A 24,451-nucleotide genomic window follows, 5' to 3' on the forward strand; every position below is an offset into this window, starting at 1 on the left:
TACAACTCTTATATAATAGAAATTATCCCATTCTACCTTCTAGGTAACAAAGCATGGCAGCACCGTATATTGAATACCTGGAGTAGTGTTCACGTTAAAAATCATTACAAACCATGTTCTTGTATTTCCAACAGATGTGATTCTTACCATATCAGGTGTAAGACTATTTGTCGGAAGGAGCATCATTTCATCTCTTGCTTGCAACAGTCGCAATGTCAGACGGTCGATCTAAATTATTTCTAATCCTGTAAATCTCTTATATTTGATGACATTCGAGATCGGTTTGCTGGTCATACGTTACTTCAATTTGATTAGAGCTATTTGCCTTTTACTTTGCTACTTCTTATGCAACAAAGGGGTACCATTACTTTCTGCCTTTTTTAATACAATCAGAGTGTATAGTTTTCTTAATATGACCAAATGAAATGCTTAACTTCCACAAATGGCCTATTTCTTAAGGCTGGCACAAGTGCCTATGTTGTACTGAGGATATCACCAATTATTGAAATCTAAACAAAACTAATCAAAACTTTGAAATGTCCAAACTTGGCAACATGAAAAATCATAGGATACACTAAAAAGAAAGGGAGGATAATAGTGGAAGATAATATTGACTTTAATGAAACTTCCCAAGGTAGCACAACAACAGAAGGTTCCTTACCGAGTGGCAATTCAAATCGGAATAATGATTGGTTTTTCAACAGAAGAAGAAATAGTGATCGTATTCTGAAACAGAATGATGATGGGGATATTGACAAGTTCTCACAATTCATGTTTGGGAATTCTAAGAGCAGTAAGACCAAAACGGAAGAAGTGAATGATTCACAGAAGTTAATTACGAATCATGAATCTTTAGATACCAAATTGAATCATGATTTATTTAGTAACGATGCTGAGCGTAATGAGATCTCCCCCAATCCTGTTGGAGATATTATGAGCAATAAGAATGTTATTGAGCTCATGGCAACCATTGATACTTTGATTGAAACAATTAATATATATAAACCGATAATAAATGACATTTCACCATTAGTTAAACAAGTAGTTAATAAGTTTAAGGCCAAGGAAGGTAGCAAAAAAGCAAAATAGTGAAAAGAATTATAAACTTAAATCTTCAAGTATGATAAAACAATCCTAAATATATCTAGGCAGTAAGGTTAAGTGAGGCCAAGAAATTCATGAAGAATTTCTTTGGAAACAGGAGGTGTTTAAATAACGTGCGTAGATTAAACCATACAGGTGTAATACAGGGTAAAGGGTTAAACCTTTTCGGAAGTAGAAAGCATATAGAACAAAGATCAAATAGCGGTATTTTTCCTAACTTAATGAAAAATAACGATACTAAAATGGGAAAATTGAATGATAATGGTTCTATTTTTTCATCCTTTAAGGACCCAGATGCCATTTCTTTTTTCCTTACCAATTCTCAAAACGCATTAGAAAAAGCTAAACAATTTGCTCCAACAATTCAGCAATATGCACCTCTTGTCCGTAATTTGCCTGCACTTTTGGCATTATATAAAGGAATGCAGGCAAATGATGAAAAGGGAATACACGAAAATACAATTAACAGTACTGAAACCTCTAAAAACAAAAAAGCGAATACCAATGTTCCTTTGCTATATATATAATCGAAATACATGAATGGGAGATGTTTCGTACGACTTCAAAAATGGCTTCTAATTCCATTTTCCATTTTGTGATTTTGAATGTTCCTTTTTCTTTTTTCTCTCTTTTTCTTGGCTAGCTGCCATTCAATTTAGGAAATCCTCGTGACCGATTGCCTATACGTGTTTTTCGTTCTCCTTGCAAATGGGGAGCATCAGCGCTTCTGCTTTAAAAGGGACAACCCAAGCTCAAAGAATAAGGAGGCAAGGCGAAACCATAAGGTAAGGAAATAAGAAGTTATATGACGTATTATAACCAGTTTAAATACCAATGGAATTTAACATATATTGTAAAACCGAAACATCCTTACCTTATTTTGGAACCCAGAATAAGTCTAGATAATTTATAGTTATATGTTCTTGATTAACTCTGCTTATCTTTTCAAATATCCGCTATTTCCTCAATAATCGTCCAATCCTTTTTAGTTTTATGCCGTATTTTATAGTAAGCCAACGCAAGTATCTATGGTTCCTCCGTAACTCATAATGAACCTCTTTTTCACTTACAAAGGTAAAAGCATATGTTTGATACATATGCTTTTATCTATTTTATTCGCTTTGTTGTGAGGTATTATAACAGAAAAATCATGTAATTTTTGTTGAACGTTGATTTTTGACTGTATTTTTATAGATGAATGCTGTCGTTTGTTGCAACAATATCTCTAAATATAGGCATTAATATCATAGTGATAAATAACTCTCATAGACAACCATACAATTTCTTTTAAATTGAACATTTGTCTAAGCCAACTTCTTCTTAATACATACATTATTAGAGAAAGCGAATAAGCTCTAAACAAAAAAGAGAGGTGAGAACATGTACGGATACGGCGGAGGTTGTGGCGGAGGCTACGGCGGCGGTTTTGCGTTGATCATTGTGTTGTTCATTCTTTTAATTATCGTAGGTGCAGCATTCTGTTTTTAAATAATAACGCCAAATATATATTTAAAACAGGTATTTTAAACAAGTACAAAGGAGGTGCAGAACATGTCTGAAGGTTATGGCTCTGGAAGAGTGTTTGCGTTTGTAGTGGTTATTTTCGTTCTACTTGTTATTGTAGGATGTTCGTATAGCGGAGGGTACTAATTCCACGACAAAAATCCTGAATGTAAAGGACAGATTCCAGTGATCTGTCCTTTATTTAAAACTTCGTACTATAACTGCCTAACCAACCCTTTCCAAAAAGTGGTTACATAGTAAAAGTATGGTTGCACTGGTGGAGGTCCACATGTCTCATGGAGGTCAACCCTCCCATGTCTAACAGAGTCTACGCCCATTAGCAATGTTGTTACTTTTGTAATTTCACTCAACACATCTATACCTCCTTCAAAGGAACATCTTTAATGTTTATACGGAGAATTAAACTTTAAGTTTCGCTATTCAGATAATTGTTCAAGTTATTATTGACAATGCCTTATTCCGTTAAAAGAACCGTAAACTTTTCTATTACGATTTATTCTTCGATCTTAAACCACGGACCTGAATCTTGAATTATATTCCAAAGTTTTTCTGGAAGCTCAAGCTCGCTTACTTTTGAAGTCTTAATTGTTGTCTCAATTCTAGCTTCTTTTCCATTCTGAACCTTTTCTACCCAGTCTGGATTCATGATTAACGTATGACCAACCGCTGCTAGGGATAGCCCCATAAACGACCCTTTTCGGTTCTTTATTTTCTACAAAGGTTCATACCTTAAATACCACTAAAATTAGCACCAAAACTCATTCCCAATAAGAAAGTGCCAAAATTAGAGTCCTTGTCCCTTATTGGGAAGTGCTAACGTACAAAATTTCCGAAATGTTGTCTGTACCCCAGTTAGACATAATACTGTGTTTTGTGATTTTCTATTTTCTATCATTGGCTGGCTCCTAAATATGAAATATTCTCAAAAAAAAGCAATTGGAAAAAATCCAATCGCTTTCTTAGTACAGCAGATCAATAAATTGTTCTTTTTCCACATTCCCAAAATAATGCTTAATATCAAGGTCTCTGAGTGCTATTTCAATCGTCGTGCGATCATACTGCAGCCCTTGTAAACGGTTTTCAATTTCTGCAACATCTCCAACACCGAAGAAGTCACCGAAGATTTTACAGTTGTCAATGATTCCTTTATGAACCTCCAAACGGACATCAATTTGGCCAATAGGGAAGCGGTGTGAATGCTGAAGGTTAAAGGTTGGCGATTTGCCGTAATTCCAGTTCCAGTTTTGATAGCGCTCTTTAGATAACTGATTGATTTTTTCCCAATCAGCTTCTGTCAGATTATACTGAGGTACCTCGCCTTCTGTATCAAAAATATAGCGAAGCAGCATCTCTCTGAATTGTTCAATCGTCATTTTTTCTTCAAGAAACTCGCTAATGTTTGCCACACGGCTGCGGATCGATTTTATGCCTTTGGATTCAATCTTATCTTTTTTAACGTTTAATGCAGAAACGATATTTTCCATTTCTGAATCAAACAGCAGCGTGCCGTGGCTGAACATTCTGCCTCTCGTTGAGAACTGTGCATTGCCTGATATTTTTCTTCCTTCCGCTAAAATATCATTTCTGCCGCTCAGCTCTGCATCAATATTAAGGCGTTTCAATGCACGTGTAACCGGCTCAGTGAATTTTTTAAAGTTGTGAAAGCTGTCACCGTCATCCTTCGTGATAAAACTAAAATTCAAATTGCCCAAGTCATGATAAACAGCTCCCCCGCCAGATAGCCTGCGCACAACGTGAAGTCCTTTATCTTCTACATATTTCGTATTAATTTCCTCGATTGTATTTTGATTTTTTCCGATGATGATGGAAGGTTCATTAATATAGAAAAGCAAGTAAGTTTGTTCAGGGTCTAAATTTTTAAGGCAATATTCTTCTATTGCAAGATTGATTCTTGGATCTGTAATTCCTTTATTATCGATAAATAGCATCTTTCGTTCCTCCTAATTATCCTGTGTCCATTCTAAACCAGAAGCAGCAAGGCGGACAGGTCCTTTATAAATTGACTGAGCTTCTGCAAGTAAATCTTGATGATTTCCGAAATGCGGTAAATGAGTCAGCATCAGTTCCTTTACACAAGCACGGTTCGCAATGTTAGCTGCATCATAACTATTCATATGACCTGCACCAGATCCGTCCATCTCTCCGTAAAAGTTGCACTCGCATATGAGCAAGTCCGCATTTTGAGAAAAAGGAATGAATTCCTCCAAATAACTAGAATCAGCTGTATACACAACGGTTGAAGCTCCGTCAGAAATTTTCATCGCAAAGCATGGGACCGGGTGCTTCGTTTTTAAGAATCCGATTGTAAAAGGACCGAGTTGAATCGGCTGATTCGGATTATAGGCAATTCCCTTTGTTACATCTTTATATGTAAGTCCTGCGAATTCACTCTGATCAAATGCATGTCCATAGATGGGCAATACACGATCCGTCTTCTTAAGATATGATGCAATCAGCCTTGCAAATTGAAGCGGACCGATATCTGCGACATGATCGTGGTGATAATGGGAAAGCACAACAGCATCTAATTCCTCAGGCTTTATATAATTTTGCATCTGTGATAGAACAGCACTTCCGCAATCAACCAGCAGGCGGAATCCCTCAGACTCAATTAAGTAACCCGAAGAAGCTTCATTGACAGCGGGAAAACCGCCCCAAAAACCAACAACCGTAATCTTCATGTGCTTCCTCCCTCTTCTGCATTTCCTATCTTTCAATATACCCATATTTATAAAAAATTGCATGTTTTATGATATTGTTACAAAACAGATGTTGACATAGTGCTATCTGTTATAATACAATGACATTAACAACAACTTGGAGGGGATACCAATGTTAGTTAAAATGACTGAATTTTTCAAAAACCTGCCTGCAAAGAAATGCTTGGAGTGCGGGGACAAAATTGAAGAACAGCATGAGTGTTATGGCAATACATGCGATAAATGCATGAAAATCAATCACATTTAACCACTGTCCATCCTACCAATACCTATTAATTGGAGAAAGAACCACTCGTTCTTTCTCTTTTTTTTGTTTATTGCACAGATACTTGAAATACCTAATAGATTTACATTTAAAGTACTACATGTTCTTTTCTACTGCGAGAATAAGAATTTGCCATTTCAATATTAAAATTAAAAACAACAATTATCTTAAAAAGAGCATGAAAAAAGACCAATAGAATTTGGTCTTTTACATAGCTTCAGCCATTATTTTGTGAGTGCAGCAGATAAAGATGTTTTGATATGGTCTTTGCCAAGCAGAAGTCCGTCTTTGATTTTTTGAAGGCTCCCCTCCCAGACAGGGTCTTCATGTTCTATACTTACAGCTCCATTATAGCCGATTTTGATTAATTCCTGAATAAACTTGGACCAATCTAAGTCACCCAATCCCGGTAATCGATAGCGCCACCATGAAAAATCAGTCAAAATTCCTGTTCTGTTTAATCGATCGTAATCAATCTCAGTATCTTTTGCATGAACATGGAAAATGCGATCAGCAAACTCATTCACCGGAATGTACGGATCGATTCCTTGCCAAATTAGATGGGAAGGATCATATGCAAGTCCAAAACAAGAAGAATCAAGCTGATCAAATAATCGGCTCCATATTTCAGGAGAAATAGCCGTATTTCCCATAAGGGGACAATTTTCAAATGCAATTTTGACATTTGCCTTTTCTGCAAGCTCTCCTGCATATGAAAAAAAAGAAACGATATCTTTCAAACTATTGGCCGGTTTTGAACGAATAGCATCATACGCATCATAAGAATCAGCCAACGAAGAAGAATTGATCCCTGTCGACGTCACAACTAAAGGAATTCCAAGCCGACCTGCAGCTTCAATTCTTGAAAACAGCTCTTTCTGGTGCATTTCCCTCATTTCAAGATCTTCAGAAAGAAAATTTCGACAATAGGTTAAAGCTGATACATTCATTCCTGTTGCTTCTAAAGCACTTTCTAAATCCAGCAAGTGGATAGATGGTCCTGCTTCTAACGTGTCAAAGCCTTCCTGCTTCGCCCATTCGATGATGGAATGAATATCTGTATGTCCATTATTTACTAAAGCGTTTGTTAAAAATCCAAATTTCACGTTCCTCATCCTTTGTTGACACTCTGAATTTACAATTCAGCTATCATTATTTTGGATAACGCCAAACAAAATAGCTATACTGGCTGCTCCTACTATTCCTATTTGATCTTTTAATACAGAACCTTCAATACCAATGTTTCTTTGCTTTGCCAGGAACGAATGCGTATTCACATGATCACGGATTTTTTGGATGAGAGGCAAATCTTCAGTCGCCAATTTGCCTCCAATGATTATTTTTTGGACATGAAACATATTCGAAAATGATGTCAATACAACTCCAATTTGGCTCCCGGCTGTTTTTACAGTTTGTATAGCTATCTCATCCTGATTTTCAGCATTTTCCATTACTTGTTCAATAGAAAGCATATCTAATTTAGAGAGTATCGCTTGCTCTGAAGCATACCTTTCTATACATCCAGAATTTCCGCACCAACATGGAATCCCGCCTGGCTCGTAAGTCATATGTCCAAATTCTAAAGCACCTGTCTGATCGCTCCGATACAATTTCTCCTGTAAATATAATCCAGACCCAATCCCTTGACCAATGTAAATACATAAAAAATCTGATATTTCCTTACATGAGCCATACATCTTTTCAGCAAGAGTCATGCCTCTTACATTGTGATCAACAAAAACTGGGATACTGAATTCATTAGTTAAGGATGAAACGATGTTTACTTCCTTCCATCCTATTTGCTGTACATTGATGATTTTTCCTTGCTCAAAATTAACGAGACCTACTGTTCCTATTCCAATCGCAGTAATGGTGTATATCTCATTGCGTTTTATAAAAAGAGTCAGTTCCTTAATTAAGAGAGCTAAAAATGCTTGCTGATTCATTTCATTTGAGTATTTAAACATATCGAGATCAATGACATGACCTTTAAAATTCACTATCCCTAATTCCACTTTATCACTGCGAATATGAACACCTATGACATGGACTGAATCTCCATTAAGATCTAGAGCTTTAAACCTGCGGCCAGCCCGTTTTTCCTTCTCTTCAACATCCCCAAGCTCTTTCACAAGACCATCATTTATTAATTCAGAAGTAATATTCGTAATGGTTGCGGGTGTTAATTGCGTAAATGCTGCGATCTTTTGTCTTGAGGTAGGTCCAAACCTGACTAAAGCCTGCAATACAAGTGATCGATTCGTTTTTTTCGTTCTTGATGTATTTTGACCGATTAAGCCCATGATTTTGCTCCTTTATTTTGTATAATCCAGAGGAGCAGGTTCAGTACGTTAAATATCAACCTTACATAAACGCAATTCATGTGCTCCGTCTTCTCTTGTATATTCGTAATAGTACCATATTTGCCCATTATGTATGATTGCATCTGTATAGCGAACGGCTTTCTTGGAACTTGTTTCTAAGGCCGGACCTTTATGATCTACTTTTGAGAAAGTCTTTAAATCAAAGGTAATGGCTCTGGCACCTTTTTCTTCATAATTTTGCTCTACCCCTACACTGCCATCCCACAGAACTGTATATGCACCCTGATAAGGAATTATTGTTGTTAAACGTGATTGATACTGATCCCAGCCCTTTGAGCCAACAGGCAGGACTTTATCGATCCACTCAAAATGCAGTCCATCTTCACTTACTGCAAGGCCTGTTGGTGCCACTGCCAATCCAGTATTATGAACATCCCCTGTTTCATGCATTTTTTCTATTGACACACCATTAACTCCTTGGGCATAGACAAAATACATATAATATTGATTGCCGGCCTTTATTACATATGGATCCTTAACACCTTCTACTCCTTTCTTGTCTCCCGCTGTTATGACTTTTTTACGATTTTTCGCTTCAAACGATGTTGGTGTTTTTGCTTCAATTACGTCGATTCTCCATCTGTTATCTTCAGGATCAACATAGCTAATATAGAGGCGATACTGATCATCATTTACTTTTACTAAAGCAGATCGTTCAATTGAGCTTGAGTTTAGTTCATTTTTATGCAGAACCCACACATCGGAAAAATGTTCTCCATCCAGGCTTTTGGCAATTCTAACTTCAAAGCCTCTCTCGTCATCCCCATACCCGCGTGGCTGTCTTACCCGGTAATATAAATAAAAGGTTTGATCCTTTTCATCAAATAATACAGTTGGAGCTCCTGCCCAAAAGCCTGTACTATTACCAGTTGGCTGAATGACTGCCTTTCCTTCTTCTGGATGAAATAATGGTGCTAATGAAAACCTCTCTTCAATCAATTGATTTTTTGTATTCATAACATTTCCCCCTTATTGTGTTCCTGCTTTTTGCAAGTAATTTCATTAATCGAAACTCTTCGGCCTTCTTCACTCGATTTTACTGCCGCATCAATCACCCTAAGTGTTTCTGCTCCATAATGAAAGTCAAGCTCATTGCCCTTTTGATTTTGGATAATATCAAGAAATTCCTCATATTGCTTTCCCCTGGCTGCGCCTGTAAAGTGATGATGTTCTTCTGGATGCAAACTTTGCTTTTCATTCTCCCATTGGCCATCATCATTACGCTTACGTATATAAACATTTTCCATTCCATCCATCCAAATAGAGGCCTTTGTCCCAACGATTTCAAGTCCGTGGCCATCCGGAGGCAATATTCGTGAACTTGTAAAATTCACAATTGCTCCATTTTCTAATTTACCAATGATTGTTCCAACATCATCATTACTTACTAGCCCATGCCCTGCTTCACCGATTTTCTTTCGTAAATCTATATACGTTCCTAACTCACTCTGAATATGTTGAAAGCTGCCGGCTTGCTTTTGAAAAAAATAATAAAGAAGATCGATTTGGTGGACACCAAAATCCGCAACAGCTCCTGCACCAGATGCTTCTTTTTGCATTCTCCACTCCAAGCCTACCTCTTTACTGCCGATTCTCCAGCCGCCAATGCGATGACGGTAAAAAACAAGGTCTCCGATTTCCTTTGAATCTATTGCTTCTTTTATCAATTGCGCATATGGATGATAACGGTATTGCATTCCCATATAATGAACTAAACCCGATTTTTCAGCTATTACAGCAAGCTCTTTCGCTGCTTTATAGTTTGTAGATAATGGCTTTTCACATAGAACATGAACATTTTCGGCAAATGCAGCTTTAGCAATCTCGGCATGTGAACCATTATCCGTACAAATAACGACTGCCTCAACTCGTTCCAATAACTCTTTCAAGCTTGAGCAAATCAGCGAATCTGAAAGATTGTGACGTTTAACAAAGCTTTCAGAGTTTTCGCGGAACAGATCAAAAACAGCTGTTAACCTCCAATTGCTAACGGACTGAATGCCCGCAAGATGATCATTAGCTATTCCAATTGTTCTTCCAGTACCAACGATCCCGATTGTTTTTTTCATTATGTCACCGCCTTATTAGGTTGATAATTAATTAATTCAATTAATTAACTTAATTTTATTTAAAAATCATTTAAATATCAATAGATTTTTATACTATTTTCTAATAATTGAAATCAGCATTTAATGGGACTGCATCCTATCTGCCATTTCGTGTAAATTCCTCAAGCTTAATTCAAGACAATCCAGAGGATTTCTCGGACAAACATCTTGTTCGACAACATACCACTCGATTCCGTTTACTTCTCCCCACTGTAAAATGGAGGGAAAATCCAGGATTCCTGTACCAACCTCGGCAAAAGAATGATTTTCATCTTTTCCGACATCCTTTAAGTGAATAATTGGCATTCTATTTGAAAACCTTTCAATATAAGTCAGCGGATCATGTCCTCCAATTTTGATCCAATATACATCAATCTCTGCTAAAATATGATTTTCTTCTGAAGGATCCAGAATATAGTCTAACGCATTCATATCATTAATCTCTGTCTGAAATTCAAAAGCATGATTATGATAGCTGATTCGAAAACCCTTATCCATTAATGTATTTGCAATGTTATTGAGAGCATTTTTGATTCTTATATAGCTCTTAGCATTTCTCAGTTCTTCAGGTAAGTAAGGACAGATAATGTCTCTTGTTTGTAAGATTTCTGCCTCTTTTACTACCTGGTCTAAATCTGTTCGGAGACGATCGATACTTGCATGCAGTCCTGCTGTTTTTAAGTCTAAATCCTTTAGCATGACTGAAATCTCTTCAGCATGATAACCATGAAAATTACCCAGTTGCACGGCATCATAGCCGATTTTCTTTACACGCTGTAATGTTCCTTTAAAGTCTCGATCCAATTCTGCACGTAAAGTGAACAATTGTACTGCAAATTTACTTTTTAACACGATGATATCCCCTTAAACTAGTATTTTTGTGTTTTTTCACCCTAACTACAAGAAACGCGTAAAGAATATTCATTTCTAAGCTCTTTAAATAAATTAATTCATTTAATTAACTTATTATCATTCTACTTCTTTTTAGGAGAAATAGTACAGCTGCTTCTAAAAAATCGCTTGAAGTGAGGGGACATAATTGAAGAAAAGCGACAATTCATGCGATAAATGGATAAATCCTATTTTATCCATCCTAACAATACCTATTGGAGAAAGAACACTTCATTCTTTCATTTTTTTTTAGGCTTTTACTGCAAAAAAAAGACACTGATTTCCAGTGCCTTCTTCTCCGCTGTTCTAAATATCTCTGTCCCAGTGGCGATGCTCAGCTGCTGCACCTATAAATGCATCAGAGAAAATAGTCAATTCCTGTGCATCTTCAGCAACGATAACGCCCGGACCATTCCCAATTTCCGCAGCCTCAAGAATTTCCGCAGCTTCATATGCTGCCCCAATCGCTTTAAAGTGGCTGTAGCCTTCTTTTAGGAATTTAATTGATTCTTTATTCTGGAGTAATAGTTCTTTGCATTTTTTGCCGCCTGCTACATAAATGGCATCAAATAAGACCGAATCACTTGTCAGGAATGTATGATCCACTTTCAGTTCCTGACCGTCCTCACTTTTAAGTGGGCTCAAGGTGTGACTGACCACCTCTGGCGTCATACCTGCTTCCTCTAAAGAACTTAATAACGGATTCAATTCAGATGCATTATAGCCATTTTCAGCAAGAACAGCCACTTTGCGGGTATCTGGAATCTTGATTGTTTTTTCCTGGCTTAGCGCATCTGATGAATTCGTAACACCTGAATCTGTGCTGTCCTTAGAAACTTCAGCTCCTATTCCGGCTGCCACTTCTTCCGCAAGTTTATTATCAATGCTGCTGATCATACTGACAACCTGCTGCTGAACATCTTTGCTCTTCACTTTTCCGAGCTCAAATCGGAAAGCTGAGATAATATGCTGCTTTTCAACCTCTGTCATGCTGTTCCAGAACAGCTTAGCCTGTGAGAAGTGATCCTTAAAGCTCTCACTGCGCTGACGGATTTTGCGCCCATCGACCTTTTCCTGATAATGAACATAGCCGCCTTCTTCCTCACTTGCGGGCCGAGGATCATTTTGCGAAAGTGAATTTTTGTGATAAGCCGTTTGCCCTCGATTAATCGTCATACGGTGCATGCCGTCTCTCTGATTGTTATGAAACGGACAAACAGGACGATTGATAGGAAGCTCATGAAAGTTTGGACCTCCAAGTCTTGAGAGCTGTGTATCTGTATATGAAAATAAACGCCCTTGCAGCAATGGGTCATTTGAAAAATCTATACCCGGCACAACACTTCCCGGATGGAACGCCACCTGTTCGGTTTCAGCGAAAACATTATCCTGATTGCGGTCGAGTGTCATTTTTCCGATCAACTTTACCGGAACGATTTCCTCCGGCCATAATTTTGTCGGATCGAGAATATCAAAATCAAAATTAAATTCATCTTCTTCTTCTATTATTTGAACACCTAGCTCGTACTCAGGAAAATCTCCCTTTTCAATAGATTCATAAAGATCTCTTCTATGAAAATCCGGATCCTTTCCTGCAAGCTTTTGGGCTTCATCCCATACAAGAGAATGAACTCCAAGCTTCGGCTTCCAGTGGAATTTCACAAAACGTCCTTTTCCTTCTTCGTTCACAAATCTAAAGGTATGTACGCCAAACCCTTCCATCATCCGGTAGCTTCGCGGTATCGCCCTGTCTGACATTGCCCACATCACCATATGTGCAGATTCCTGATTATTTGCAATAAAATCCCAAAACGTATCATGAGCTGATGCAGCCTGCGGCATTTCATTGTGCGGCTCCGGTTTTAAAGCATGAACCAAATCTGGAAATTTAATCGCATCCTGAATAAAGAAAACAGGGATGTTATTTCCGACTAAATCATAGTTTCCTTCTTCCGTGTAAAATTTTGTTGCAAATCCCCTGACATCGCGTACAGTATCCCCAGATCCTCTAGACCCGGCAACAGTTGAAAATCGCACAAAAACAGGTGTTTGAACAGTCGGATCTTGAAGAAATTTAGCCTTAGTAAACTCTTTCATCGATTCATACACCTGAAAATAACCATGAGCCCCATAGCCCCTAGCGTGCACAATCCTCTCAGGAATGCGTTCATGGTCAAAATGAGTCATCTTTTCCCTGAAATGAAAATCCTCCATCAGCGTAGGACCGCGCTCACCCGCTTTTAATGAATGTTCATCATCTGAAACACGCAGACCCTGATTTGTCGTCAGCTTTTTTCCTTTATCATCAACCCGGTACGCATCTAACTGTTCATCCTTGCTGTTTTTTGTATGCTTGTCCATTCGATTCATTCCTTCCGTTCTTTTTTATACACACTTAAAGAATTACCACATAATTCCGAAAATGAAACCCGTTTTGTTTAACACTCCCTTACATGAAATGAAACTATTAAATAAAGATCTGTTTGCAGGTTAACAAATACAAATATATGAACGACCCTTTACATATGATAAACTTTCACTATGTAAGCACTTTCACTTATACAAAGGGGTGTATCGAACCATGGCAACCATTTCAAACGAAGATTTGCTGGAATTAGAAAGCAGGCTGTCCTTCATGTTTTTTTGGGAAGAAGCAAACATAAATCCGGAAAGTCCCGGGTACGGTCTTATCCGTGATCGCGCACCTGGAGGTCAAGATATATGTTCAATTGCTTCTGTCGGATATGGCTTAACGGGATTGGTGATTGCTGCTGAAAGAGGCTGGATTTCAAAGAGTCATGCAAAAGAAAGGGCGCTCGGCACATTACATACTTTGCTGTATAATGCTGAACACATTAATGGATTTTTTTATCACTTTATCGATATGGAAACAGCTAAACGGGCTCATCAATCAGAGGTATCTGTTATTGATACAGCAATAGCTATTTGTGGTGCGATAACCATAGGAGAATATTTTGGTGCAGAAATTAAAGAAGCTGCACACAAGCTCTATGAGCGGGTAAATTGGGAATGGTACCGTAATCCTGAAACCAACCAATTTTATATGGGATATACACCTGAAAGAGGACATTGGGCATCTTGGGATATGTATGCAGAACAATTTATGATGTACTTTTTAGCCATAGCTTCACCCACGCATTCTGTTAATAAAGAGATTTTTTATGATTTTAAACGTCAGACAGGTTCCTATGGCAGCTTGCCTCCATTTATCTATACATGGGTTGGTTCATTGTTTACCTTTCAGTTTTCACACGCTTGGTTTGATCTCCGAAACAAGGTGGATCTGGAAAATGTGGACTGGTGGGAAAACTCGATTACGGCTACAAGAACACACCGTCAATATTGTATAGATGAATCAAAGAATTTTAAAACATTTGGAGCCCGCTCTTGGGGATTAACTGCATGCGACGGGCCATTTGGGTACCGGGGGAATTACGGAGCTCCGCCATCTGGAAAAAACAGTGCAAACGATCAGCATAAACCAGATGGAACAGTTCCTCCGGCTGGAGCAATTGGTTCGATTGTTTTCACGCCGGACGAGGTACTTGATGCTATGCAATACTATTATAATGAACAACCTAAACTATGGGGCAAGTACGGTTTTCAGGATGCTTATAATCTCGATGTAGAACCAGCTTGGTACGGGAAGGATGTTATTGGTATAGATAAAGGGATTTCATTGCTTATGCTTGAGAATTATCGAACCGGCCTTGTATGGAAATATTTCATGAAAAATGAGTATGTTCAAAAAGGCTTAAAGATGGCAGGATTTATAAAAAAGAGCATCTAAAAGATTCATAGAAATTTAAACAGCTGTTGGGCTAGCCCAACAGCTGTTATTTCAAAACTGACACTCATAGCTTTCATCTCACACTTTTAACGCGAGGTCTTTAGACATACTTATGACTTCCTCAGCAGTCACTTCTCTCTCGAGTTGATTAGACAGATAGATCCCTTCACTAATCAATATCGTTTGAAGAGCAATCTCTGCGGTTGGAAGCAGCTCCACTCTTCCTTGAAGTGCAGCAATCCAGTGATGCTGTGAAGAATCATAGGCATCCATATTTTCTCTTAACTGATGGAATCGGTAATCAGCTGCTCCTAAATCAAAGGTGCTGTCCATATCCATATCACAGAACGTTGTGTGGTAGCTGAAAGGTACGTGTGCTCCATTTGAATGGCTTGGAAACCTGATCCCGCCTTGATTTCCAACAATAGAACTACCTTCAAAATGATTTAAATGAATCGCCCATGATTCAATAATGTCCAATGTCAGACCATCCTCAAATCTAACAAAACCTACTCCAAGCTCCTCAACGTCAAAACCGCTTACTTGTTTTCGAACCTCGTCCATATCCATTTCCTGATACGTTTTGCCCGTGATTGTTTTTACCTGAGGCATATTCATTAAGTACAGAAGCTGGGAAATGCGATACACTCCCATATCAAAGAGAGCTCCGCCTGAAGCGATTTTCTTTTGATTAAATTCGCTTGTGCCATATCCATCTACAAAAGGACGCCCTCTCCTTCTGAAGCCTGTAGATCGCGCGTGGTATAACTTCCCGAGTTTTCCTTCATCTATTAATAGTTTAGCTGCTTTTGTATCAAAGGAGTACAGGAAGCTCAGCTGAACATGCAGGTGCTTACCGCATTCAATCGCCATATCCAGCATCTTCCTGCCATCTTTATACGATCCGGCAATTGGTTTTTCACAATAAACATGTTTACCCGCTTTTAATGCTTCAATAGTCACTTGAGCGTGTAGATTATTATGAAGACACACATCGATTGCATCTAGATCATCGCGTTTCAGCATTTCACGAAAATCCCTGTATGTATATGGGATGTTATACTTTTCAGCAGTAGCCTGCAGCTCAATTTCATTTAGATCACAGGCTGCCACCACTTCCGCTCCGTCCAATTTCGCATATTGATCTAAGTGGACCTTACCGATGATTCCTACCCCGATGATTCCGATTCTTATTTTTTTCAAGAGACTGCACATCCTTCGCTTAATTTCTTTGCTTCAAGTGCATTCCATGTGTTTTGAGCGGTTGCAAGCTGCCACGCTACTTGACTGTATTCATTTTTTCCAGAGTGATGTTCAATTCCAATATGTCCTTTATAGCCTGTATCCTGCATGAGTTTCAGTTTTTCCTCACAAGCTGGTATGACCCAAGCAGCTAAATGAGTATGAAACGCATATTTTGCACAAAGCTGATCCCCATTTTCTTTATCAACATCCCAGTTTTCAAAATGCAGAAGAATTCCAAAAGAAGGATGATCCACTGCTTCATATACTTTCCTTATATTTTCCGGTACTCTGGAAGCTCCCCAATGATTTTCAGGACCTACCATAAATCCGCAATTATGGGCTATATGTGCGTACTCTTTATATCGCTTAACTGTATAGTCAAATTGTTCTTCGCTCATTTCCAGGTCCCTGCCGCCCATATCAATTCGAACAGTTCTTGCTCCTAAGATTTCAGCTGCCTTCAAATTTTTCAAAGCATTTTCATACCAATTTTTCTTAGCCTCAGGATTTGGATCCCATACCTCCGCACAGTCTACACATAGATTTGCTAGATACAGCTCCTTTTCATCCATGGCTTCCCTTACTTTTTTCAAGTAATCTTCCTCAAAACTGGCTAACATCATATTCCAAATATCGGCATTGTTTAAGTGATAGCGATATTTTACACTTTCTAAGTATCCGAAAATATCGATTTTCCCCTGGTTGAAAAGTCCATTAAAAGAATAGGAAGCAATTGAATATTTCATTTTCATCCTCCTGCAAAGTTAGATTTTTTAGTTTGTGTAAAACAATAACAACTTGATTTCGATAAATACTGACAACGTTTTCAATTAGCGGTATTTTTTTTCAGACTGTGACTGAGTGATCATTCATGAAACAAGTAGATTTTTTCGTATTTTTCTATTAATCTCTCACAGTAAAAAGGGATTAGAAGGTTTACCAGATACAAATAATAAGGAATCCCTCCTTCATTTTTCATATTTTCATTATATTTGCTTGCAGAAAATGATAAAATTAACAAAAACAAACTATTTGAATATTTCATCAATTATTTTTTCAGGAGTGTGAATTTTGCTTAATATTAAAGGCATTTACCATGATGTAAATCCAACGTGGAGCATAGGAAAAAGCGGCGGCTGTGATACGGTTGTATTTGTAACAGAAGGAAAGCTTTTTTATTTTATTGAGGATCACAAAATGGAGGTTGAAAAAGGAGAAGTATTATTCATCCCATCGATGTTAAATCGTGCTTGGCAAAGTCACCAAATTGACGGTCATCATAAATATACAGCAGTGTTTACTCAAACTGAAAAACTGAATCCTCTCCCATTTGTTAAATCGGACAAGATTATTCGTTTAAAATTGCGCAATTCTGCTTATTATGAGCAAAGATTTGCCTTTTTGTTTATCCAATGGCTTGGGAAAAGACCATTTTACGAACAAATGTCTCAGCATATCTTATATGAATTGTTAACCCTCATTGCTCAAGAGCATGCTGAATCACAGTCATCCTCTCCTGCAAAAGAGCAAATGGCAAGAAAAATTCAATCATTCATTTTGCATAATTTCCGAAAAAATATCACAATTGATGAACTGTCTGAATTAGCAGGTATAAGTTCTAACTATGTAACAGTCATTTTTAAAGAAGTGCTTGGGAGCACCCCTATTCAGTATTTGCATCAAACTCGCATTAACACGGCTGTTAACTTATTTGAAAATACTGATATGACAGTAGGCGAGGTTTCCGAGTATCTCGGTTATTGTGATCAAGCCTATTTCAATCGCATGTTCAAAAAATGGATGGGTACAGCCCCTTCACTCATCCGGAATTGTTAAAAGAAAGGCTCTTTTCGTAAAGTTAGCTGCTTTTAGAAAAAATGGTTAATACCTTTAGTGGATTGTAGCGGTAGGCACTTAACTCCTTCGGGAAATAGAGGCTCCCCGCGACAAGCAAGTGCCTGCAGCGGAAATCCACGGGTACAATGAATAACCAAAAACAACAATCAATGCGAAAACAGCCAAAAGAAAAGACGCTCCAGTAAATTTTACGGAGCGTCTTTCTCTGTTTTACTTTAGTCTGTTACTCACCAGATATTCCTGTTTTATCAGTAACCTCAACAAACCATTTTTGAGCAAAGAAGTACAAAACAAGCAGGGGTAAGATAACAAGCATTGTTCCTGCAAGTTTGATTGATTCATTAATATCTGCACTTTCTCCTGTCGTACTTTGACTTCCATACATACTCATAAATGCATCATTAAACTGCTGCAGCTTTAAAGGGAGAGTCGACATCGCATCTCCTAAATAGAGCGAAGCGGTATAGGTTTCATTCCAATGCCAAACGAATGAGAAGAGGAAGACAACAACCATTGCAGGTATTGAAATCGGCAGGACAATTCGAAAGAAAATCGAGAGGCGGCTTGCCCCATCAATTTGAGCAGCTTCCTCTAAGGCAACCGGAATTGACCTGAAAAATTGTGTGTAAATCAAGATGAACAATGCACTTTTCAGCCCCATCGCAAAGAATGCAGGTATGATAAACGGCAACGGGGAACCGAGCATCCCGTATTGCTCAAATAATAAGAAAAGCGGAATCATAACCACTTGAGAAGGTATGATAAACGTCAGCATCATAAGAACGAACAATATGGACTTACCCGGAAAATGGAACTTTGCAAATCCATATCCTACTAATGCACAAGAAATCGTTTGACCAGCTGCAGGCAGCACTGAGTTTAATAGCGTTGAACTCAGTGTTTTGGGAAAGTCCAATACTCGCCATGCCTGAATATAGTTCTCGAAGTAGAAGCTTCTTGGAATCCATTGCACGGTCGGATCCAGCAAATCATCAATGCTTTTAAAGCTTTGTGAAACAATAAAAAGGATGGGATACAAGTAAACAAATCCTATGCTTATGATTAAGAAATAAAGAAAAAACTTAAATATGATCCCGTCATTTCCCTGTTTACCAAGCAAAATGCGTTTTGCTCTCGGCAATCCCCGTTCTAGAATAGATTCACTGTTTTTGAGAATGGAGTGTTTATACGAAACCTTCTCTTCGTTAATAACTGGTTTCATGCTGCTTTCCTCCTTTTCAAAAACGGTATGTTCAACTTTTGTTTCCTCTTATCCTCTTTGTTTCGAAAAAAGAAGAAAATGATTAAAAGGAAAACTAAGATCAAGGCCTGATAAATCCAGGAAAGGGCTGTTGCATAGCCAAACCCTGTTTCGATTTTAAACATATTGTCCTTAATCATTTGGATTATTTCATTAACTGAGTTTGTAAACAAATCTACAGTCGTATAGATTAAGTTAACAAGAATAAACGGTTTAATCCCTGGCAGTGTAATTTTCCAAAATGTTTCCCATGGCGAAGCCCCATCAATGGCTGCAGCTTCATATACACTGCGATCAATCTTTTGCATACCGGCAAGAAAGATGAGGATTTGAACTCCTGAGAACCAAAGAATGAGAATGAATTTTTGAATGATCTCGATAATGGGATCAGCGATAGAAGGACTCAAACTATCCTTTATAACATTTACAATCCCATATTTTTCAACGATTGGGATCGTGCCAGCACCCTGCAAAAACAATTCATTAATGACAGCACCGCTTGAGATTACGACAGGCAAGAAGAAGATTGCCCGGAACATCCCCTTCATCTTAATGGGCTGATTGATTAATAAAGCAACAATAAGAGAGAAAATAACTACTATGGGAACCATAAATACAACTGTTTTCAAAAAATTAACCAGTTCCTCAAGGAAATACGGATCCTTAAAGAAAGCATAATGATAGTTTTCAAATTTAATAAATTCAGAACGAATCCCCTCAGGTGTAACAAAAACCTTTTCGAAACTCATCTTAAAGGAGGAGTAGATTGGATAGGCCATAAATAGCAGGAAACCTATAATCCATGGACTAATAAACAGCAAACCGATAAACGTATCTTTTCGCTTATTCGTCAATGAAAATCGGCTATTCAAGTTTCTTCCCCTCCTTTAGTACAACAAAGCTGCGGGGTGCGATAGCTTGACCTGCAGCAGCTGCTTTATTGGATTGATAATTAACGATGATCGATACATGATTTGAATATTTCACTTCAACAACACCAGGGCTATGAACAACTCTGTCAACAATCGCTTCACCAGAAATGGCTTTCAGCGGTTCTTGTATTTTGTCATAGACTTGTTTAACCTCTTTCGTCCAATCTTTATAATAAGAAGCGTAAATATGATTAGAAGGACCATGATTTAATAAATGTGCCTGTTCCTTTGTAAAATAAAACGATGGTATTGCGCCTATTTCGATCATTTGCAGAATATCCTCCTCTGAATTTGAAGAAAAATTCAAAGGCGGCATATAGTAATCAACATAGCCGTGTAAAACCATTTGGGTAAACGGAATGGTATCTGTTGCGTACATGTACTGAGATGATTCCATTCCAAGATCATAAATTTTATCGGCAAATGGCAGCAAATAATCATTCGGCTTGTACATGGAAACTTCTTGCATGCTGTCACTCAGCAGCTTGCCAATCTCAAGATAATGTTCCGCTGCCTCTTCTCTGCTTATCGGAGATCCCTTTTTGAAATCAGAGAATAAGAGAGTGCTTGTATTTATTAATGCGATATTCGCAACATTTAATTTCTCAAACTCTTTTATATCCTCTTTTAAAAGATTGACTGCCTTTGCAGGGTTTATATAATAACGGCTTAAATCAAGAAAATCTTCATTTAACCTCTCATATCCAACAGATTGTTCCAGTACCCCATTTGTGATTTTTCTGGCAGCCTCTGTTTTCTCATTAAAACGATTTGAATCTTTGTATCCATACGTATAATCTGCCTGCAATGATAAGCTGACTGCATCCTGTTTTAATTTTTCTGCAAGATTCCGTATAGCATCTGCTCCGCCAAGTTCTTTTGCAGCAGGAAATTTATCAGGATTTTTCCCAGTAAGACCGCCATTCTCCCACCCGGCTACATTAACGTTTAAATCGGAAATACCTTTTTCTTTTAGAAGGGAAACAATTTGCCCGATTTCCTCAAAGGACGTCATTTTCACATATTTATTCCAAAACATTCCAGGTTCCATTTCACCGCCTAGAAAGTCAACTTGCATTGGAACCGTTTTCTTTGATTCTAGTTTTTTAAGAACACCTTCTTCAACCAGTGCATCACGATAAGCTTTTGCCATCCCTACATAAGTAGCATCTTGATTTTCCAGGAACGTATAGCTTACTTTAAAGTCCTGTTCAATCCGCTTCTTTTGATACGTGTTAAAGCCGCCCATGCTTTTACTCGTTGGCTGAAAATATGAATTTCTCACAATAAATCGAGCAGCTGTCCAATTAAAATTCGTGTTTACCCCGCTTGGAAAGGCTACGATCTCTGCGCTGAATTTCCCTTCTTTCACCTCACCGAGCATTGCATTTTGCCGTTCTCCGTGTACAAGTCCAAACACTGGCATTGACACACGTTCAGCTGCCACTGAAGCGAATAAATTATCAGAGGTTTTTACAGACAAATCATCACCGTAAATTCTTCCAACATAAGGCTGTTCATAGGTCATTGTTGGCTGTTTAAAGCGGATCAGTGCTCCGCTTCCATCAGGTATCATCATATACCCTGGAACATCATCAACTCTTGTGCTTCCCAGAAATGGATAAACATAAAGGTGACCAATTTTCCCCTGTTTTTCAATCCAGCTTTCCTCTGGAACACTAATTGTCACTTGATGATGATCCAATTGAATTTCGATTGAAAATTCTGTTTGCAGCTTTGCTAAGATGATCGTATAGCGTATGCCATTTTCTATTGATTCGATCTTTTTAACTTTGCCGTCTAAGGAGGAAAAGCTTCCTCTTTCAAGACCAGACTTACTATTGAAAAACTCAACCATCACCGGTGATTGAATTATTTGACTCCAATCTTCATTCAGAGATTCTTTTTCCAGCATTTGATCAGTTGGCTTTGAAGACCAGACATAGCCAGAACGCAAATCCTTCACGAAGAAGCTTAACGTGTCTTTATTAAAATAGAGCTCCAGCTCTTCTGTTTTTGCCGCCTTTTCAAAATCAGCAGGAATGTCTATTTTTTGGTTGTTTTTCTCTTGCTGATCTGGCTGTGTGTAGCGATTTGTCGTAAGCTCTACCGTTGAAGTTTCTTTTTGCTCTTTTAATGTTTTTTGAACTGGGACTTCTTTTTTAGCCGTAAACAGGCTTGTCTCTCCTAACATGGCTGTTGAAAAAATGCTGCCAATTATGACAAACATTAAGATTGTGTATTTGAACCGTTTCGTCTTAAACACGCGCCCTCACCTCTTGGAAGATGGCATAAACAAAATCAATGACTTGATTTGATAGACCGAACATAATAAAGGCCAAAAATCCCATGACCAGCATTCCCGAAAATGTTAACATGATGTTCTTGACTGTCTGGCCAAGTTCAAAGTGATGAACCTCTTTGACCATTAAAAACATAAGAATAACACTCCACAACGCGGTACCATTTTTCGCAATATCGTATATAACTGTCTCCATCAGCGTAAGACCATTTGACATGACAGCGATAGGAATTCCAAGCAGGATATAAGGACTTAGAGCATACGCCGTACCCATATATACATGTTTGAACTTTCCTTTTCCATCATTAATCGTGCTTACCAAATAATTAGCTGTGATCCAAGCTGTAATTGGAACGAAAATCTTGTAAAATTCGTTCATTATATTTACTTTCCTTGTGTCCACACCGCTGAACAAAAAGTTTGTATAGTGTAAATCAAAGATATAAACTATGAATAGCAGTATATATAAGATGGAAGCTACCAGTACAGAACCTTTTTTTAGGTGTACCAGCTCATAATAGCCGTCAATTGGATGCCTCATAATTCTAAAATTATGAAAAAATTGACTTGCATATTTTCTATTTTTAAACGACTGATAGATCCGAACTGCATCTTGTCCAAAGCCCTTTTTGCGATATAGGTAGCGAAGAAGGTAAACGAATAGAATACCACCTGCACTTATTAATAAAATGGAAGATATATTGTCAATCATCCATTGCCTTCTGATTTCCCAATAAGCATTAGAGTACCCTTCAACATCATTTGAAATAACAAATTTATTCAGAGCTTCCTCATACTCTCCCTTTTTAAAGGCTGCCATTCCAAGTCCGAGGTGAGCAAGACCGAACATACTATTGTATTTCAGCACTTCCTTCCAGTAGGTTTCACTCTCTTCATATTTTCCTTCTGCATAAAAAGACATTGCCATATGAACAAGGTTTGCATATTCTGTGGGTTTAAAGCCTTGAATGACTCCCCTCTGCTTATCTAAGATAAATATTCTTCCTTTTGTATTCACAGCAATAGAAGATGGGGCTTTCGTTAAACCTAAACGCTGATTTCCAAGATCCGTCCCGCTAAATGAAAAGACCATATTTCCATTTGAGTCGTATTCATAAACACTCCCATCAGCTGAATCAACAGCAAAAATATTCCCCATAAAATCAACGGTGATATCTGAAATATTTCTAGTTGTCCAAGTAGAAGGTATTAAATTCGATCCAGATATATTTAATTTCTTTAATCCATTTTCTTTAACGCCATTCGTACTTGTATAAATAAGGCCCTCATCATCAATCGCCAGGTTTGTAGCAGATGGCGGAAGCTTGCTTTGAAGCTTTTTCAATTGTTCTTGTGAGTAGAAGATTTTTTGGACGGCTCTAGTCATATCAAACCCGGTTTGGTTCGCACCAAAGTAACCGAGGAATTCACCCTTTGAGCTAATTTGTGCCAGTCCTTCTGTTGCACCTTCAAGTACGGCATAAATATTGCCTCTTTTATCCACAATTACTTTTTTCGGGGTGAAATCGGTTTTTTCGCCAAATAAAACAGAGCTTGGTTTTCCATACTCATTTATCTTCTTCCCCTGCTGATCAAATTCATAAATCATTTGATTGCCATAATCGGCAACGAAGATATGTTCATTTTCATGAACAAATACTCCAGTTGGCTGAGATAGAGTACCTTCTCCGATGCTTTTTAGAAAAACACCATCTGGACTTAAGACGGCAATTCTTGCATTCCCGGTATCTGCAATATACATTTGATCCATTTTATCAATGTAAAGATCATCTGGCTGTGAAAGAGGCAAATCATTCCTCATCTGCCCTTGATTTTCAACATCTCCAAGCGCAGATAAACCGTTCATGGTTCCAGTCGGCAAGTATCCGTCCTGTGTAATCGTCCAATTTCCATCTGAACCAATAGTCCAAGTAACATACGGAGATTTGGCAAGCACATTTGCAGGAAGCATGAGGACGATGAAAACACTTAAGAGTACTATTATTCTTTTCACTGTGTCCTCCCC

The 24,451-nt window shown here is 38.0% G+C and carries 23 protein-coding genes; 7 read left to right on the forward strand and 16 right to left on the reverse strand.

What is annotated here, in order from left to right:
- Window positions 1–39 precede the first annotated feature (39 nt).
- Window positions 40–213 (reverse strand): hypothetical protein, encoded by a 174-nt coding sequence (locus tag CYJ36_RS24075; RefSeq protein WP_219621092.1) that lies wholly within the window; start codon window positions 211–213, stop codon window positions 40–42.
- Window positions 214–597: 384 nt separating this feature from the next.
- On the opposite strand from CYJ36_RS24075, the gene CYJ36_RS12090 reads away from it, so the two are divergent.
- The 4 genes from CYJ36_RS12090 to CYJ36_RS12105 all read left to right on the forward strand — a co-directional run bounded on the left by CYJ36_RS12090 (window position 598) and on the right by CYJ36_RS12105 (window position 2,754).
- Window positions 598–1,089 carry a hypothetical protein gene (locus CYJ36_RS12090; protein WP_101567538.1) on the forward strand — a complete coding sequence of 164 codons (492 nt, stop codon included), beginning with the start codon at window positions 598–600 and terminating at the stop codon, window positions 1,087–1,089.
- A 236-nt stretch (window positions 1,090–1,325) separates the two neighbouring features.
- Window positions 1,326–1,631 (forward strand): YqfQ family protein, encoded by a 306-nt coding sequence (locus CYJ36_RS12095; protein WP_219621093.1) that lies wholly within the window; start codon window positions 1,326–1,328, stop codon window positions 1,629–1,631.
- A gap of 853 nt (window positions 1,632–2,484) precedes the next feature.
- Complete coding sequence (locus CYJ36_RS12100) at window positions 2,485–2,592, forward strand: YjcZ family sporulation protein (protein WP_101567540.1); 108 nt, start codon at window positions 2,485–2,487, stop codon at window positions 2,590–2,592.
- Between the two features lie 63 nt (window positions 2,593–2,655).
- Entirely contained in the window at window positions 2,656–2,754 is a 99-nt protein-coding gene (locus CYJ36_RS12105; protein ID WP_101567541.1) for a YjcZ family sporulation protein, read from the forward strand.
- A gap of 367 nt (window positions 2,755–3,121) precedes the next feature.
- Here CYJ36_RS12105 and CYJ36_RS12110 read toward each other — a convergent pair whose 3' ends face one another.
- The 3 genes from CYJ36_RS12110 to CYJ36_RS12120 all read right to left on the reverse strand — a co-directional run bounded on the left by CYJ36_RS12110 (window position 3,122) and on the right by CYJ36_RS12120 (window position 5,330).
- Window positions 3,122–3,313 (reverse strand): hypothetical protein, encoded by a 192-nt coding sequence (locus CYJ36_RS12110; RefSeq protein WP_257962465.1) that lies wholly within the window; start codon window positions 3,311–3,313, stop codon window positions 3,122–3,124.
- A gap of 274 nt (window positions 3,314–3,587) precedes the next feature.
- The gene (locus CYJ36_RS12115; protein ID WP_101567542.1) at window positions 3,588–4,577 is read right to left on the reverse strand and encodes a lipoate--protein ligase; all 990 of its coding nucleotides are present in this window, start codon (window positions 4,575–4,577) and stop codon (window positions 3,588–3,590) included.
- Window positions 4,578–4,589: 12 nt separating this feature from the next.
- Complete coding sequence (locus tag CYJ36_RS12120) at window positions 4,590–5,330, reverse strand: MBL fold metallo-hydrolase (RefSeq protein WP_101567543.1); 741 nt, start codon at window positions 5,328–5,330, stop codon at window positions 4,590–4,592.
- Between the two features lie 151 nt (window positions 5,331–5,481).
- Between CYJ36_RS12120 and yhfH the strand changes: the two genes are divergently transcribed.
- The gene (gene yhfH, locus CYJ36_RS12125; RefSeq protein ID WP_070879296.1) at window positions 5,482–5,616 is read left to right on the forward strand and encodes a protein YhfH; all 135 of its coding nucleotides are present in this window, start codon (window positions 5,482–5,484) and stop codon (window positions 5,614–5,616) included.
- Between the two features lie 242 nt (window positions 5,617–5,858).
- Here the strand turns inward: yhfH and CYJ36_RS12130 are convergent, their stop codons facing one another.
- The 6 genes from CYJ36_RS12130 to CYJ36_RS12155 form a co-directional block, all read right to left on the reverse strand.
- Window positions 5,859–6,740, reverse strand: a complete 882-nt coding sequence (locus CYJ36_RS12130; RefSeq protein WP_101567544.1) for a sugar phosphate isomerase/epimerase family protein — start codon at window positions 6,738–6,740, stop codon at window positions 5,859–5,861.
- Window positions 6,741–6,776: 36 nt separating this feature from the next.
- On the reverse strand, window positions 6,777–7,937 hold the full coding sequence (locus tag CYJ36_RS12135; RefSeq protein WP_101567545.1) for an ROK family transcriptional regulator: 1,161 nt from the start codon (window positions 7,935–7,937) through the stop codon (window positions 6,777–6,779).
- Between the two features lie 48 nt (window positions 7,938–7,985).
- Complete coding sequence (locus CYJ36_RS12140; RefSeq protein ID WP_101567546.1) at window positions 7,986–8,975, reverse strand: hypothetical protein; 990 nt, start codon at window positions 8,973–8,975, stop codon at window positions 7,986–7,988.
- Window positions 8,972–10,087, reverse strand: a complete 1,116-nt coding sequence (locus CYJ36_RS12145; protein WP_101567547.1) for a Gfo/Idh/MocA family protein — start codon at window positions 10,085–10,087, stop codon at window positions 8,972–8,974. The genes CYJ36_RS12140 and CYJ36_RS12145 overlap by 4 nt, the downstream gene beginning before the upstream one ends.
- A gap of 120 nt (window positions 10,088–10,207) precedes the next feature.
- Complete coding sequence (locus CYJ36_RS12150) at window positions 10,208–10,978, reverse strand: sugar phosphate isomerase/epimerase family protein (RefSeq protein ID WP_219621094.1); 771 nt, start codon at window positions 10,976–10,978, stop codon at window positions 10,208–10,210.
- 345 nt (window positions 10,979–11,323) lie between these two features.
- Window positions 11,324–13,378, reverse strand: a complete 2,055-nt coding sequence (locus CYJ36_RS12155; RefSeq protein WP_374702800.1) for a catalase — start codon at window positions 13,376–13,378, stop codon at window positions 11,324–11,326.
- 220 nt (window positions 13,379–13,598) lie between these two features.
- Here CYJ36_RS12155 and CYJ36_RS12160 point away from each other — a divergent pair, with 220 nt between their 5' ends.
- Window positions 13,599–14,828 (forward strand): glucoamylase family protein, encoded by a 1,230-nt coding sequence (locus CYJ36_RS12160; protein ID WP_101567550.1) that lies wholly within the window; start codon window positions 13,599–13,601, stop codon window positions 14,826–14,828.
- A 78-nt stretch (window positions 14,829–14,906) separates the two neighbouring features.
- Here the strand turns inward: CYJ36_RS12160 and CYJ36_RS12165 are convergent, their stop codons facing one another.
- Together CYJ36_RS12165 and CYJ36_RS12170 are read right to left on the reverse strand one after the other, a co-directional pair.
- Entirely contained in the window at window positions 14,907–16,031 is a 1,125-nt protein-coding gene (locus tag CYJ36_RS12165) for a Gfo/Idh/MocA family protein (protein ID WP_101567551.1), read from the reverse strand.
- On the reverse strand, window positions 16,028–16,819 hold the full coding sequence (locus tag CYJ36_RS12170; RefSeq protein WP_180850264.1) for a sugar phosphate isomerase/epimerase family protein: 792 nt from the start codon (window positions 16,817–16,819) through the stop codon (window positions 16,028–16,030). The genes CYJ36_RS12165 and CYJ36_RS12170 overlap by 4 nt, the downstream gene beginning before the upstream one ends.
- A gap of 325 nt (window positions 16,820–17,144) precedes the next feature.
- Here CYJ36_RS12170 and CYJ36_RS12175 point away from each other — a divergent pair, with 325 nt between their 5' ends.
- On the forward strand, window positions 17,145–17,909 hold the full coding sequence (locus CYJ36_RS12175; RefSeq protein ID WP_101567553.1) for a helix-turn-helix domain-containing protein: 765 nt from the start codon (window positions 17,145–17,147) through the stop codon (window positions 17,907–17,909).
- A gap of 244 nt (window positions 17,910–18,153) precedes the next feature.
- Here CYJ36_RS12175 and CYJ36_RS12180 read toward each other — a convergent pair whose 3' ends face one another.
- Genes CYJ36_RS12180 through CYJ36_RS12195 form a run of 4 tightly spaced genes read right to left on the reverse strand, consistent with a single transcriptional unit; the run spans window position 18,154 to window position 24,439 of the window.
- The gene (locus tag CYJ36_RS12180) at window positions 18,154–19,152 is read right to left on the reverse strand and encodes a carbohydrate ABC transporter permease (RefSeq protein ID WP_101567554.1); all 999 of its coding nucleotides are present in this window, start codon (window positions 19,150–19,152) and stop codon (window positions 18,154–18,156) included.
- A complete protein-coding gene (locus CYJ36_RS12185) occupies window positions 19,149–20,063 on the reverse strand; it encodes a carbohydrate ABC transporter permease (protein WP_224773342.1) in 915 nt (304 codons plus the stop codon). The genes CYJ36_RS12180 and CYJ36_RS12185 overlap by 4 nt, the downstream gene beginning before the upstream one ends.
- Window positions 20,056–22,389: a DUF5696 domain-containing protein gene (locus CYJ36_RS12190; protein ID WP_101567555.1), complete on the reverse strand. Its 2,334-nt coding sequence runs from the start codon at window positions 22,387–22,389 to the stop codon at window positions 20,056–20,058. Before CYJ36_RS12190 ends, CYJ36_RS12185 begins: the two co-directional genes overlap by 8 nt.
- On the reverse strand, window positions 22,382–24,439 hold the full coding sequence (locus CYJ36_RS12195) for a YIP1 family protein (RefSeq protein ID WP_101567556.1): 2,058 nt from the start codon (window positions 24,437–24,439) through the stop codon (window positions 22,382–22,384). Before CYJ36_RS12195 ends, CYJ36_RS12190 begins: the two co-directional genes overlap by 8 nt.
- Window positions 24,440–24,451: the final 12 nt, after the last annotated feature.

The sequence above is a fragment of the Bacillus sp. UMB0893 genome, from assembly GCF_002858905.1.
Lineage (GTDB): Bacteria > Bacillota > Bacilli > Bacillales > Bacillaceae > Bacillus_P.

Coding starts and splice junctions, on each gene's coding strand:
- CYJ36_RS12095 (WP_219621093.1), top strand. CDS start 1,326: ATGAAAAATAACGATACTAAAATGGGAAAATTGAATGATAATGGTTCT.
- CYJ36_RS12100 (WP_101567540.1), top strand. CDS start 2,485: ATGTACGGATACGGCGGAGGTTGTGGCGGAGGCTACGGCGGCGGTTTT.
- CYJ36_RS12105 (WP_101567541.1), top strand. CDS start 2,656: ATGTCTGAAGGTTATGGCTCTGGAAGAGTGTTTGCGTTTGTAGTGGTT.
- CYJ36_RS12110 (WP_257962465.1), bottom strand. CDS start 3,313: ATGGGGCTATCCCTAGCAGCGGTTGGTCATACGTTAATCATGAATCCA.
- CYJ36_RS12115 (WP_101567542.1), bottom strand. CDS start 4,577: ATGCTATTTATCGATAATAAAGGAATTACAGATCCAAGAATCAATCTT.
- CYJ36_RS12120 (WP_101567543.1), bottom strand. CDS start 5,330: ATGAAGATTACGGTTGTTGGTTTTTGGGGCGGTTTTCCCGCTGTCAAT.
- yhfH (WP_070879296.1), top strand. CDS start 5,482: ATGTTAGTTAAAATGACTGAATTTTTCAAAAACCTGCCTGCAAAGAAA.
- CYJ36_RS12135 (WP_101567545.1), bottom strand. CDS start 7,937: ATGGGCTTAATCGGTCAAAATACATCAAGAACGAAAAAAACGAATCGA.
- CYJ36_RS12140 (WP_101567546.1), bottom strand. CDS start 8,975: ATGAATACAAAAAATCAATTGATTGAAGAGAGGTTTTCATTAGCACCA.
- CYJ36_RS12145 (WP_101567547.1), bottom strand. CDS start 10,087: ATGAAAAAAACAATCGGGATCGTTGGTACTGGAAGAACAATTGGAATA.
- CYJ36_RS12155 (WP_374702800.1), bottom strand. CDS start 13,378: ATGGACAAGCATACAAAAAACAGCAAGGATGAACAGTTAGATGCGTAC.
- CYJ36_RS12160 (WP_101567550.1), top strand. CDS start 13,599: ATGGCAACCATTTCAAACGAAGATTTGCTGGAATTAGAAAGCAGGCTG.
- CYJ36_RS12170 (WP_180850264.1), bottom strand. CDS start 16,819: ATGAAATATTCAATTGCTTCCTATTCTTTTAATGGACTTTTCAACCAG.
- CYJ36_RS12180 (WP_101567554.1), bottom strand. CDS start 19,152: ATGAAACCAGTTATTAACGAAGAGAAGGTTTCGTATAAACACTCCATT.